Source organism: Kitasatospora sp. Xyl93 (genome assembly GCF_055383135.1).
In genome coordinates this window covers 616,262-629,719 of record NZ_AP029185.1, presented here as the reverse complement: position 1 = coordinate 629,719, position 13,458 = coordinate 616,262, and the positions used below count along the sequence as shown (strand labels likewise).

Annotated in this window: 7 protein-coding genes; 4 read left to right on the top strand and 3 right to left on the bottom strand. The window is 72.2% G+C overall.

Annotation, left to right across the window (positions count from 1 at the left end):
* Nucleotides 1-14 precede the first annotated feature (14 nt).
* Nucleotides 15-1,079: a trehalose-6-phosphate synthase gene (locus ACZ5GH_RS02820; RefSeq protein WP_464333302.1), complete on the bottom strand. Its 1,065-nt coding sequence runs from the start codon at nucleotides 1,077-1,079 to the stop codon at nucleotides 15-17.
* Between ACZ5GH_RS02820 and ACZ5GH_RS02815 the strand changes: the two genes are divergently transcribed.
* Nucleotides 987-1,873 (top strand): IS5 family transposase gene (locus tag ACZ5GH_RS02815; RefSeq protein WP_464333301.1). Its coding sequence is split into 2 segments (ribosomal slippage): nucleotides 987-1,341 and nucleotides 1,341-1,873, totalling 888 coding nucleotides; the frame shifts between segments, so codons are not numbered across the junction. The genes ACZ5GH_RS02820 and ACZ5GH_RS02815 overlap by 93 nt on opposite strands.
* 16 nt (nucleotides 1,874-1,889) lie before the next feature.
* Here ACZ5GH_RS02815 and ACZ5GH_RS02810 read toward each other — a convergent pair.
* Both ACZ5GH_RS02810 and ACZ5GH_RS02805 read right to left on the bottom strand, forming a co-directional pair.
* The gene (locus ACZ5GH_RS02810; RefSeq protein WP_464333300.1) at nucleotides 1,890-3,080 is read right to left on the bottom strand and encodes an HAD family hydrolase; all 1,191 of its coding nucleotides are present in this window, start codon (nucleotides 3,078-3,080) and stop codon (nucleotides 1,890-1,892) included.
* 265 nt (nucleotides 3,081-3,345) lie between these two features.
* Nucleotides 3,346-4,329 (bottom strand): carbohydrate kinase family protein, encoded by a 984-nt coding sequence (locus ACZ5GH_RS02805; protein ID WP_464333299.1) that lies wholly within the window; start codon nucleotides 4,327-4,329, stop codon nucleotides 3,346-3,348.
* A 926-nt stretch (nucleotides 4,330-5,255) separates the two neighbouring features.
* On the opposite strand from ACZ5GH_RS02805, the gene ACZ5GH_RS02800 reads away from it, so the two are divergent.
* The 3 genes from ACZ5GH_RS02800 (at nucleotide 5,256) to ACZ5GH_RS02790 (ending at nucleotide 13,439) form a co-directional block, all read left to right on the top strand.
* Nucleotides 5,256-7,592 carry a DUF6603 domain-containing protein gene (locus ACZ5GH_RS02800; RefSeq protein WP_464333298.1) on the top strand — a complete coding sequence of 779 codons (2,337 nt, stop codon included), beginning with the start codon at nucleotides 5,256-5,258 and terminating at the stop codon, nucleotides 7,590-7,592.
* A gap of 111 nt (nucleotides 7,593-7,703) precedes the next feature.
* Nucleotides 7,704-9,926 carry a hypothetical protein gene (locus ACZ5GH_RS02795; RefSeq protein WP_464333297.1) on the top strand — a complete coding sequence of 741 codons (2,223 nt, stop codon included), beginning with the start codon at nucleotides 7,704-7,706 and terminating at the stop codon, nucleotides 9,924-9,926.
* 57 nt (nucleotides 9,927-9,983) lie between these two features.
* The gene (locus ACZ5GH_RS02790) at nucleotides 9,984-13,439 is read left to right on the top strand and encodes a hypothetical protein (RefSeq protein WP_464333296.1); all 3,456 of its coding nucleotides are present in this window, start codon (nucleotides 9,984-9,986) and stop codon (nucleotides 13,437-13,439) included.
* Nucleotides 13,440-13,458 lie beyond the last annotated feature (19 nt).

The following is a 13,458-nucleotide window of genomic DNA, read 5'->3' as shown; positions in this document are numbered from 1 at the left end:
GGACATGCGCGTTGTCATCCACGGCTGGCAGCAAACGCGTTGGTGTCACTCGAGTGAGATCGGTCAGGGTCTTGCGGGCCTCGCCGAGGGTCACCGCGGCCGCGGATGGCGGCGGTGATGTCGGCAGCCCAGTCTGCGGGGTGGTGGTGTCCGAGGAGGTCGGCGAGGCGCTCCAGCCGAATCCGGCGTTCTTCCGGAGCGAGCGTCAAGGCTTGGTGCAGGGTGTCAACGAGGTCGACGGGTGAGTGGGGATCGGTGAGCAGTGCCGCGGCGCCGAGCTGGGAGGCGGCGCCCGTGTGGCGGGAGAGCACGAGCACGCCGGGGCGGCCGGCAGCGCGCTGGGCGGCGACGAACTCCTTCGCGGTCAGGTTCATCCCGTCCTGCAGGGAGGTCACCCAGAACACGTCGGCCGCCAAGTCGTGGTCGATCACCTCGCTGAAGGGCAGGCTGCGGGGCAGATACTCGATGGGCTGCCAACCGGCGTCTCCCCAGGCGTGGTTCACCTCGCTGATGCGGCGCTCCAGCAGTTGCCGGGTCGCGTCGTAGGAGGTTATGCCGGCCTCGGGAGGTGGGCACACCAGGCGGAACCGCAGCCGTCCCCGCAACTCGGGGCGGCAGGCGAGCAGCGCGGCGATGGCCTCGACCTTCTGCACCGGGGCCTTGGCGTAGTCCAGGCGCTCGACGGAGAGCACCAACGCCCCGTCCACCGGGCCCGCCTGGAGTCGGCGGGAACGGGCCATCGCCGTGATGACGTCGCGGTCGATGCCCAGCGGATGCACGCCCACCCGAGGTGGACTGGGCACTTGGGCGAGGGCTTGGCGGAAGTGCTCGGCGAAGGCCTCGGTGTGGAATCCGGCCCAGTCCAGGCAGCCCAGGGAGGCGAGGATTTCGGCAGCGGTGGGGAGCGCGCGAAGATGTCCGGCGGCGGGAAGGGCGTGTGGTGGAACAGGCCGACCCTTAGGCCGTGTCTCATAATTGATCTTGTGGTGGGTCGTGGAGAGATAACGGATGCGGCGTGGGCTCGGATTGAGCCGTTGTTGCCGCAGCGGGACGGGGCCGGGCGTCCTTGGCGGGATCACCGGCAGGTGGTGAACGGGGTGCTGTGGCGGCTGCGCACAGGTGCCCCGTGGCGCGATCTGCCCGAGCGGTACGGTCCGTGGCAGACCGTCTACCGGCGCTTCGCCCAGTGGGAGAAGGACGGAACCTGGGCCACACTCCTGCGTGAGATCCAGGTCCGCAACGACGCGGTGGGGACCGTGGAGTGGACGGTCTCGATCGACTCCACGGTCGCCAGAGCCCACCAGCACGCGGCCGGCGCCCGCAAAAAGGGGGCCAGTCCGAGGACGAATCGGATGATCCGGCAGCAGTTGCGTGCCGCGAGGCGCTTGGCCGGTCCCGGGGCGGACTGACGACCAAGATCCACCTGGCGGTCGACGGTCGGGGCCTGCCGCTGTCGATCGTGCTGAGCACGGGCAACACGGCCGACTGCACGATGCTGCCCACCGTCCTCGACGCCATCCGCGTCCCACGTCTCGGGAGTGGGCGGCCAAGGACCAGGCCCGACCGGGTCGTGGCCGACAAGGCGTACTCCTCCCGGAAGATCCGCCGGCTGCTGCGGCGCCGGCGGATCAAGGCGACCATCCCCGAACGCCGGGACCAGATCGCCGGCCGCGCCCGCCGCGCAAGCCGCGGCGGGCGCCCACCTGCCTTCGACAAGGCCGCCTACAAGGGGCGGAACGTCGTTGAGCGCTGCTTCGCCAAGCTGAAGCAATTCCGGGCAGTGGCAACCAGGTTCGACAAACTGGCCAACCGCTACCGGGCCGGCGTCGTCCTCGCCTCGCTGATCCTGTGGCTGCGAGCCGAGGAGCAATGACCCCCGCCAAGATCAATTACGAGACACGCCCTAGGTCGGGGCGGGCCGGGCGGAGCAGGCCGGGGACGAGCCACAGGTTGTAGTCGTGCAGCCAGACGGTGGCGCCCGGTGCGGCGCGGGCGCTGATGTGTTCGGCGAAGCGGGCGTTGACATCGCGGTAGCGGGTCCAGGCCTCGGGGTCGAAACGCAGCCGCTGCGGCTGGGACATCAGCACCGGCCAGAGCGTCTCCTTGCAGGCCCGATGGAAGTATCCGGTCCACTCGGCGGGGCTCAACGGCACGAAGGACAGCGGCAGCCCGGTGTCGTGTCGCTCCAGGGGAGCCGGGTGCGCGTCAGACTCAAGGACTGCGGCGGTGCTCCAGACGGCCTGCGAGTTCGCGGCGAACAGGCTTCGCAGTGTGGGCAGGATGCCGTTGGGGCTGGCGGGTGGCCGCCAGCCGTCGGGGGTCCACTGCACCGGTGGCCGGTGGTAGCCGACGACGAGCGGGTACTCGCGTTCCACCCAGCCGAGTTCCTGAAGGGCCGACAGGATGCCGGCGGCGCCCGGCCGGTCGGGCCGGTGGACTACGGTGTCCTCACGCAGGGCTTCGAGCAGGGCGGGCTCTGCGTTGCCGACGATCACACCGTGTGCGCCGAGGCCGAACAGCGACAGGTCGTTGAGCGAGTCGCCGGCGACCAGGACCGATGACATCGGCCAGTGCTGCTCGGCGGCCAGCGCCGCCAGCGCGGCGCCCTTGCCCGCGCCCGGCGGCAGGACGTCGAAGTAGCGGTCCGCGGAGTACAACCAGGTACAGCCCAGCGCGCGCACCGAGTCGGTGACCTCCTCGGTGAGCTGTTCGGGGCCGAGGTGGAACGAGCAGCGGCCGTCCTGCGCCACACCGTGCTGGTATTCCAGGCCTGGAAGGTGGCGTAACGCGGCGCGGACCCGCCGTGCTCCGGGCCAGCCGCTGCGCAGCCCGCTCTGCAGGGCCTCGACCGGGGTCAGGTCCGCGCCGTCGATGACGCTCGCCCCCACGTCCGCGATGATCCAGCGCGGCCTTGGCACCAGCGGGTCCCGCAGCACCTCGCGCACCGAGGGCAACCCGCGGCCGGTCGCGAAGACCACGGCCACCTCCGGGTGGCGGGCCAGCGCGGCGTGCAGGCGGCGACGGTCGGCCCGGTCGCCGCCCAGCAGCGTGCCGTCCAGGTCGGTGACCAGAATCCTCATCCGATGCCCCCTTCGGCGGTGCGGGGCCGAAGCCGTCCTGGGCCCGCTCGTCGCCGTCCCAGCCGCACCTGCACCCCCTCGCCCTCTCCGCGTGGAGATGCGCCCCGCCGGCGGGGCCGGAGCGCATCCCAGGTCGATCACCGGACGCTAACACGAACCGGTCACCGAGTGAATGGGGAGTGCCACTGTGCGCAACGCCGACGGTCTCTCGCGCACCACCCAGCGTGCGAGCGGCCTCTGACGGAACGCCGGGTACGTGGGGCGATCAGAGACGAGGGACGCGGGCCAACCACTGCCGCAGCCCGGCGGAGTCGAGCGCGCGGCTGGAGCCCGGACCGGCTGTGGCCGCCGCCCCGCACGCGACAGCGGCGGCGAGGCAGTCGGGAAGCCGCTTGCCCGTGAGGAGGGCGTGCACGAAGCCGGCGTTGAAGCAGTCTCCGGCCGCGGTTGTGTCCACGACGTCGACCGGGACGGCGAGGACGTCGTGGCGCTTCCCGTCCCGCACGGCACTGGCCCCCTCCCCACCGCGCTTGACGACCACGGTACGCACCAGTCCCGCGAGCACGTCCAGAGCGTCGTCCACCGTGGTGGTGCCGGTCAGCCGCAGCGCTTCATCGGCGTTGGGGGCGAAGACGTCCACCTCCGCGAGGACCTCTCGCACTGTGGGGGTGTCGAGGGTGGCCGGCATATCCTGGCAGTCCATGAACACTTGAGTTCCGAGCTGACGGGCGACCTGTAGGGACACCTTCACGGATTCTCCGTACCGGAGCTGGGGAAGCATCAGCATCTCGGGGCGGTGCTCGCGCAGCAGCTCGCCGAGCGGCGGCGCACCGCACGGGTCCTGAAAGCTGACCATGGCCCGGTCCCCGGGGTGCGACAGCGCCACCGTGACACTGCGCAGCGGGACCGGGTGGTGACGAAAGCCGGCCTCGTCCGGGCCCTCCGCGCGGGCTGCCGACAGGACAAGAGAGCTGAACAGGTCATTGCCGAAGTCGGTGGCCCACACCACGTCATGGCCGAGCCGACGCATGGCCATCGCCGGCGTGAAGGCCCCGCCGGGCAGCAGGTCGAGTGCCCCGGCGAAAACCTCGGTGCCCGGCCGGACCGGCCGCTCAAGATCCTGGAAGATCAGATCGGCGAAGTAGGCGCCGACGACCAGTACCTCGCAACCTCGCGACGCACCGTCCGTCGGCGCCTCGGCTGCGCGAACGGACCTGCGCCGGCCCGACTGCGCGGGGCGCTGGGGCACGGCGGGCACCTGGCCGTCCCGCCCCGGTGCCCGCCCACTTCGATCGAAGCCCGATGTCATACGCCCGTCCTCCTCCATGCCGGCGACCGTCAACCGCGGAGCCAGGCTCCCCACATTCGTCGGACCCGAAGCAGACCTGCTCGGTCCCTGCGGCCGGGCTACCGGCGTCTGCGGTCGTTCAGGGCCAGGCGCGGCCCGAAGCGCGGTGCGCGGGCGCCGGTGAGGCGGATGAAGGTGGAAGCCACCGGCCGAGACAGCGCCGGCGTTGGCGCGCTGCAAGGTCTCGGCCGCCGTCCAGACAGCGATGCCGGGCATCGACATCAGCCGGCGAAGGCCTCCGCGCTGCTCATGACAGAGGCCTTCTCGAAGGGGGTGCAAGCCGGTCGGCGCGCAGCACGGCGGCGGGGAGCCCGGGGTCAACGCCGACCTTGTGCCACTCCCAGCTGGGGATCGCGGCCCAGTCCCGGGCGGAGGGCATCACGTACAGGCCGGGGCGGGCCCGGCGCCCCGCTTTCTGCGCCGATCGCAGGGCCGGGCTCCCTGGCCGGTTCGGACACCGACTTTCAGCCATACTCGTAACCAAATGTAGGTAGACGCATGCTCAGTGTGTCTGCCTGGCTAGGCTCCCTTCAGCGGACACGTCAGGGCCGACACCGGCGCCGACGCGTGATTCCGCCTTCCCCTTTTGCCCCGATGCAGAGGGTTGGGCCGCCGTGACAGCACGCGTGGAAGACGTTCGGAAGCTCCTCGAACAGGCAGCCGCTGGAGGTGTGGTCGAGATTCCGGCATCTGACGTCGTCGATCCCGACGCCGCCGCGCTCGTGTTCCGCTCTGGCCTCGTGCGCGTCGATGGCGCGCAGGGCGATCCGCAGGCCATGACGGTCAGTGGCTTTGCCTCGACCACCGCCTGCGCGTCCACGGTCCCGGTGCGTGTCTCCTTCTCCACGGACGGCGAGTGGGTGACCGGCATGGTGGCCGTCGCCGATCTCGGCGAGAGCCGGGCTCTGCTCCTGGTCGACGGCGCTCCTGCCGGCACCCCGCTGGCGGCCGGGGCGTGGGCGCTGACAAGCGGCCGCGCCCTGCGGCTGGTCCGGCGCGCGCCGGCGCTGCCGACCGACCCCGGACGTCTCGACGGCCTGGGCCGCGCCCTGCCGGCGGTGCGGCATCGCGACGGCGCCGCACGCGAGCGGGTCCCGCAGGCGCTGGTCACCCAGCACGGCATCCTCACTCCGCGCCCCGGACCGCGGCGCCGCAAGGGCATGAGGGTCCTGGAGGCACCGTCGGCACGCGGCTGGTCGCCGATCGGCACACCGGGCGGAGAGAACGGCCTGAGCGTCGACTACTACAGCCCGCCGCTTCGCATCGCCGGCGCGCTGACCGCGCTGCCCGCCCCCGCGCCGTACGAGACGGTGGTCGGCGGGGTCCTGCTGGTGGACACCGGCGCGTTCAACGGCTCCGCCATGGGCGCCTACGTCGTTCCGAAGAGCGGCGCCGATCCGTCGCTGTTCGCCTACGGCTCCCTCGGCAGCCAGGTCGGGTTCGGGCCGCCGCAGTTCCAGGTGCGCGGGATCTCCGCCGGGTTCGGCTGGAACAGCCGGGTGCGGGTCCCGGCCGCCGACACGCTGGGCGACTTCCCGTTCCTCGTCGCCCTCGACAACCCCGGCGCGATCGGCGCCGACGACGACGAGGTCGACCCGCTCAAGGTCCTCAGCGAGCTGATCGGCGGCGGCAATCCGTGGGTGCGGGCGCAGGAGGGCGACCTGTGGTTCGCCGCCGGCCTGGCCTTCGACTGCTTCGAGACGTTCAGCGGGCGCGCCATGGCCCTGGTGCAGACCGGCTCCGAGCTGACGATCAGCCTGCTGGGTGCGGCCGGGATGCAGCTGCCCACCAAGAGCGACAAGAAGATCGCCCGGGTGGAGATCGGCATCGAAGCCACCTTGCGCCCCACCGCCGGGGAGCTGAGCATCGGCGCGGCGTTCACCGAGAAGACGTTCCTCATCGACCCGAACTGCAAGCTGCGCGGCGGCGTCGGCATGAAGTTCTGGTTCGGAAACCACCCGCAGGCCGGCGACTTCGCGTTCATGCTCGGCGCTATCCCCGCAGGCCGGGAGCTACCCGCCCGCTACCCACGCCAGCAGCCGGCCGGCCTGACCTGGGGCGTCGGCTCAACCGTCAACATCACCGGCAACGCCTACGCCGCGTTCACCCCCAAGTCCCTGATGGCCGGCGGCTCCCTGGACGTCGTCTTCCAGTCCGGCATGCTGCGCGCCTGGCTCACCGCCCGCGTGGACGCCCTGCTGGAGTGGAACCCCTTCTACTTCGACGTCGGCATGGGGGTGCGGGTCGGGGTATCGGCGACCATCAAGGTCTGGTTCGTCAAGGTCAGGATCTCGGTCGAGGTCGGCGTCAGCGTCCGGGTCTGGGGCCCGGCGGTGGGTGGTGAGGCCACCGTCCACCTGTGGTTCATCTCCTTCACCATCGGCTTCGGCGCCGGCCGCCGCAGCCAGGCCCCGGCGCTGGACTGGGGCGGTTTCCAGGGCATGCTGCCGCCGCCGGAGAACATGGTCCGCACCACGGCGATCGCCGGGTACACCGGGGAGGGCGCCCCGGCCACCCGCGGCGCGGTCAAGCCGTGGCTGGTCAGCAACGGCGGCTTCACCTTCACGGCCGACACCCAGGCCCCCGTCAGCACGGTCTACCTCGACCAGAGCGGCACCACGCCCGTCGCCACCGACAGCGCAGCGGTCGACATCCTGCCCATGCACCTGCGGGGCAAGAGCAGCGAACTGCGTATCTGGCTCACATACAACGGCCAGGCCGCGAGCATGACGAAGTGGGGCCGGGCCGTGCTGCGCGGCAACGTGCCCAACGGCCTGTGGGGTCAGCAGCCGGACGCGCCCAACGACGGGATCATCCCCGACCGGGTCCTCGGTATCCGGCTGACCTCGCCCCCGGTCGACCACGGCACCTCCACCGGGTTCCTCGACGAGAAGGCCATCTCCTTCGACCCGATCAACCCCGACGGCAACCAGCCCCTCTCCGGGGAGCCCGCCACCGGCCCGCTCCCGACCCGTCCCGTCGGGGTGATCGCCGCGATCCAGGACGGCATCGACTCCACCGCCACTCGCGGCAATCGCGCCGCCCTGGCCCAGGCGCTCAAGGGTCTCGGCACGGACCTCGGCGTTCTCGACACCGACCTGAGCGCCTACGCGCACGCCGCCGGCACCGCGTTCACCGCCGAGCCGATGCTCGTCGCCGGCTGACCGGACGCGCCGCACCCGGGGCCGCCCGCGCCGCCTCCGCAGGGCGGCCCCATCCGCCGTGCGCTCCCAGACTCTTTGCCCACTGCTGCGTCCTGTCGAAAGGCACGCCCTGTGACCACCACCTCCGAACCCGCCCCCCAGCCGCGCACCACCACCCCGGGGGCCGAGCACCGCACCCGGTTCTTCGACCACCGCATCCCTTCGCTGTACGCGGGCCAGTACCGGATCGACAACCGGCAGACCCTCAAGGACGTCGGCGGCGCCGACCGTGTCATCGACGCCACCCCGCAGCCCTTCGACGTCGTCCAGCCGCGCTTCAGCTTCGACCCGACCGGCATCAACGCCCGGTTCCCGGTGCCCGACGCCGTCGGCACCTACAGCCAGACCCTCGCCCACATCAACCTCGACGTCCCCGGCCTGCCGTGGGCCCGCCTGCTCGGCGACGGTCAGCCGGGCGCGGTCCCATGGATGGCCCTGCTGCTCTTCCGCGAGGACGAACTGCCCGAGGATCCGGACGCGGTCGGCCTCGTCACCACCGACAGCGTGCGCGAGTTCCTCGCCGGCGCCCACGGCCCCGGAGCGGTGCCGGTCATCGCCCCCGAGAGCATGCGCCCGGACGAGTACGACGAGCAGTGCGCCACCGTCCTCGTCCCCGCCGCGCTGTTCGACGTGGTGAAGCCGCTGCCCTCCGAGATGGGCTACCTCGCGCACCTTCGCGAGGGCGGGCGCCCCGACGCCACCCGTGCCGGCACGGACCCCGAGCCCGACGAGGGCGAACTCAACGCCGTCCTCGTCGCCAACCGCTTCCCCGCCGCCGCGGGCGGGCGCCACGTCGTCCACCTCGTCTCCCTCGAAGGCCACGACCGATACCTGACCGCCCCCGCCCCCTCCGAAGGCGTACGGCTGGTCTCCCTCGCCTCCTGGTCCTTCACCACCGAACCCGACTCCGGCATCGGCTTCGGCGACCTCGCCCAGCACCTGGCCACCACCGACGGCACCACCCCGCGCCACAAGGACGAACTGCGCCTGCGCGTACCGGCCTCCGGCCCGGCCCATCCGGCCGGCCCGCAGAAGGAAGCCCTGGAACGCATGGCAGGCGGCGCCGTGGCCCTGCCGCAGCGCCTGGAGACCGGCGAGCGCACCCTCGCCTTCTACCGCGGCCCGCTCACCGCCGAACCCGCCCAGGAGCTTCCCGACCCGGCCGCCACCCGCCTGGACTCCCCGGGCGAGGCCCTGATCTACCTGCAGCAGTACGGCGTCTTCGACACCACCTACGCCGCCGCGTTCACCACCGGCCGCACCCTCGCCCTCGCCGACGCCGAGTTCCGCACCGCCCTGCTGGAGTTCCGCTCCGCCGCCCGCACCGCGGCCCGCCGCCTCGCCTCCCACCCCGAACTCGCCGCACGGTTCGCCGCATCCCTGACTGGCCGTCACCTCACGGCACCGCTCGCCTTCGAGGCCTTCGACCGCCTCCTCACCGACGGCGACGCCCGCTCAGGCGGCGCCCGCCTCGTCCAAGCCCTCGACCAGGCCGGCCCGCAGCTGAGGGCCGGCCGGCGCCGCACCGCCGCCCGCACCCGCCGCGGCCAGGGTGACGCACGTGCCGTCCTGGCCCAGCCCGGCGTGGCGAGCCTGCTCACCCAGGCCGCCCCCGACACGTTCGCGAAGGTCACCGCCTGGCTGGACGCGCTGCGCCGTCTGGAGCTGCTAGGCCTGTCCCATCTGGTGCCCGACCCGCGCGCCCTGCCCGCCGAGAGCATCCGCTTCGCCTACATCGACCCTGCCTGGGTGCGGGCGGCCGTGGACGGGGCGCTGAGCGTCGGCGTCGGCCACGCCCTGGACGCCGACCTCAACGCCCTCGCCACCGGTGGCGGCCCGGTGCCGACGTGCGCGGTGCTGATCAACTCCAGTCTGGTCCCGAACTGGCCCAAGGCCGTCGTCACCGCCTACAAGGGCACCGAAGTCGTCGAGCCCGTGCGCGAGGCCGTGTTCGGCACGGAGATCCGCCTGTCGATCTTCCCGGAACTGATCGATCGCTTCGAGCTGGCCGAGCCGCCGCGCGGCCTGTGCTTCGGGATCGGCGACGTCGGCACCATCGAGCTGCGCGAGATCACCGGGGACCGGATCGGCCACCCCATGGGCGAGTTCCCGCAGCCGGCCGGCTTCGCCCGGTTCCTGCGCCCGGGAGGGCGGGACGTCCTCAACGTCGACGGCCCCGGCGACGCCCTGGTGCCCGCGCTGTCCCGAGCGCACGGGGTGGCACGGATCTCCTCCGCACAGTTCGCCCTGCAGATGATCAACGCGCCGCAGGCGCAGACCTTCTCCCGGCCCTGAGCCCCGCCCCGTTCCCGCGCCGTAACACCACGCGCTGACCGAAAGGACCCCGGGCCAATGTCCGTGGACAACACCCTCGTCGTGCCGGTCGAGGTCGCGGCCCTCGCCGTCAACCGGGCCACCCGCGACACCGCAACCCCGCACGTGTTCCACCGGTGGATCACCAACTTCAAGGACATCGGCCAGGGCGTTCCGGCCGAGCCGGACCCGTTCTCCAGCCCGGAGGAGTGGACCGGCCGGGAGGACCGCCTCGGCGTCTACCTCCAGTGGGAACTGCCCGCCGCCCTCACCCGCGGCCGCCACGACGAGGAGGAGGGCATCGGCGACTTCCCCCTGGTACCCAACCGGTGGCTCGTCGTCCGCCACACCGACAGCACCCGCCCCCTCAAGGCATGGATCGTCGAGAGCGACTACCTCGACCCCATGAACGGCACTGTCTCCTTCCAGGACCCCGACCGTGAAGAACCCGCCGCGACCCTGATCGGCAAGTGCCACGAACTCACCGGCCCCTGGCGCGAACCGGCCGACCGTCGCGCGCCGTTCCTCACTGCTATCGGCCCCGGCCTGCCCACCTTCTCCGTCTTCCAGCCCTACAACACCAACGTCTTCTCCCTCCACGACACCCTCCTGGACACCCCCGACGGGGAACTGCCCACGCAGGAGCGGCTCAGCTACCTCGTCGCCGGCTGGTACGCCCAGCCGGACAGCGACATCCTCGCCCACGCCGACGACCTCGCCGCCCTGCTGGAGCACCTGCAGTGGACGCCGCCCGTCGGCTCCGGCAGCGGCATCCGTACCTCCGTCTACTCCGGCACCGTCCTGGGCCTGGACTGGGACCTGACCGGTCCCGTCCCCGACTCGCCCTGCCCGAAGCCGGCCGACGTCACCGCGATCGTGTCCAACAGCATCGCCGAAGCCGTCGCCGAACTCGCAGCCCAGTCCGCCGGACAAGGCTCCCTGTCCGCAGACGAGGCCGACCTGTTCCGGGCGTTCCTGCTCGGCGGCATCGACGCCCTGGAGGAGCGCGACCGGCCCGAGGCCGACCTCCTCACCGACCGCCGCGCCCACGACAGCGCCTTCGGCCCCGTCCCGGGCGGATACCGGTGGTTCATCGGCGAACGCGGCGAGGAGACCGGCCGCACCCCCTCCCGCGCGGCCCGGGCCGCGGAGGCCGAGACCGTCGCCGAACTCAACCGCCGCCAGGCCGCCCACGACGCCACCGAAGCCGAACTCGACACCGCCCGCGAACACCTCTACCACCTGTGGTGGCTCAACCACCTGCCGAAGAAGTCCGACGAGTTCACCGCCCGCATCGACGACGAACTCGACCCCGCCAACCCGGACGGCGCAGCCGGGTGTGTCCTCGCCCTCGCCCGCGAGCTGGCCGTGCAACGCGCCGAACTGCCCTGGGGCAAGAGCGAGGCGGACCTGGCGGCGCGCATCGACGCCCTGTACCCGGCCTACGGTGCACGCGCCGCCCGCCGGCTGATCCGCGTCCCGGCCGAGGACTTCGAGTACAGCGCCGACCCGGTCCTCACCCTTCAGGGCGCCAACCTCCACGCCCCGCTCACCCGCGACACCGCCCTGCCCTGCCGCACCCCCGAACGCCTGGTCACCCGTGCCTCCGGCATCACCACTGCCGACGTCGCCGCCGTGGCCGCCCAGATCGACCTCACCGGCCAGCAGCCGCCCTGCTTGCCCGCGCTGCTCGCCGAGTTCCTCATCCTGGAGCGCGCGCTGAAGTCCGGCGCGATCCGCGACGTCACCGGAACCCTGCCCGAATACGGCACCACGCCCTGGACCATGCCCTGGCAGCCGCTGTTCCTGCTGTGGAAGGCCGAGTACTTCCCCCTGCCGTTCCGCGACGGCGACACCGCGCACTGGGACTTCGTCGACCGCTCCCGCTACCAGTGGAACGGAAGCGGGCAGCCCGGCGAGCCCCTGACCGTCTACGGCCGCCAGATGCTCGCCCCCACCGCCGGCCACATCGTCGACGGCACCCTGCAGACCTACGCCCGCGTGCGCGACCAGCTGCCTTCCGACGCCGTGCGGCAGGTCCGGTCCCAGGCCCGCGAAGTGGACTACCTCTCCCAGACCCTCGACGGGTTCGGCGCCATGATCGCCCAACGCCAGCCCCTCGCCGGCCTCCAGCCCGCCGGCGACCTCGCCGACCTCATCGGCAACGGCGACTACCCTCCGCCCATCCCCGGCCCCGTCAGGGCCAGCGACTGGGACCCCGACCCCGTCTCCACGTTCCAGGAGCTGCGCGCCGGCCAGCTCGTCTTCCTCGACCTGGCGGTCGTCGACCGCTTCGGACGATCCGTCAACCTGATCGGCGCCGCGAGCCACTTCGCACCCGAGATGCCGGACACCATGCGCCCGGCCCACCCCGTCAGCGGCTACGACTCCGACCGGCTCGTCGAACTCGGCCCCCGCCTGCTGCAGTCGGCCCGGCTGCGCTTCGACTTCCTCGCCGCCACCACCGACGACGACACCGACCTGACCCCCGGGGCCAACCCCGTCTGCGCCTGGCTGCTGCACAACCGCCTCGACCAGTCCCTCGTCGTCCACTCCCCCGACGGCGCCGCACTCGGCGAACTCCGCGTCACCCTGAACGGCAACAGCCAGCGCGAGGTCTCCTGGAGCGCTCTTCCCGGCTCCCAGATGACCCACTTCGAGCAGCTGGAAGCACTCACCCGGCACACCTACCAGCTGCTCAAGGCCGTGAAGACCCGCGGTCCGCAAACCTTCGACGCGTTCCGTACCACCCTCGACCAGGCCCTGCAGACCATCGACCCGGACGGACCGGCCGACCCCGGGCTCGGCTTCCTCCTCGGACGCCCCCTCGCCCTGGTCCGCACCCGCCTCACCATGAACCTCCGCGGCCCCCTGCGCACCGACGTCAGCTGGCAGAACCTCTTCGCGCCGTCCCCTTCCCAACTGCCCGGCTACCCGTGGACGGTCCGCCTCGGCGAAGCGCAGCAGAGCGACGACGGCCTGGTCGGCTACGTCCTCAACGACGACTACGAGCACTTCGCGACCATCATCGACCCGGCCTCCGGCAGCGACGGCTACCTTCGCCCGATCGGCGACAAGCCCAGCCTCGAACTGGACTTCGGTGACAACAGCACCGCGGTCGCCACCGTGCTGCTCGATCCGCGCGCGGCCGTGCACGCCACCACCGACATCTTCGCCACCAAGAAGGTGTTCGTCCCGCAGGAGTTCACCGACCCCGCGATCGCCCGCATGAGCGTGAACTTCCGCACCGGGCCGCTGCTGGCCGCCGCCACCGGCCTGCGCGGCCCGCACGGCGAGAGCGAGGAGACCGCCCTCATGCCGGCCCCGGCCGGTGTTGTCGGCACCTGGACGTGGTCCGAGAACCGCGGCGGTGAGTGGGAGAAGCTGCCGATCCTCAGCCAGGACCAGTACGACCTCCCCCTCGCCGAACCGGAGATCCGCTCCGGCTTCCTCACCCTCGACGACGCCGCCACACACAGCCGCACCGCCCGCTGACACCCACCGCCGCCGCACG

Excerpts from the sequence above, each read along its gene's own strand:
- ACZ5GH_RS02810 (WP_464333300.1), bottom strand. The coding sequence starts at position 3,080 with ATGAGGATTCTGGTCACCGACCTGGACGGCACGCTGCTGGGCGGCGAC.
- ACZ5GH_RS02790 (WP_464333296.1), top strand. The coding sequence starts at position 9,984 with ATGTCCGTGGACAACACCCTCGTCGTGCCGGTCGAGGTCGCGGCCCTC.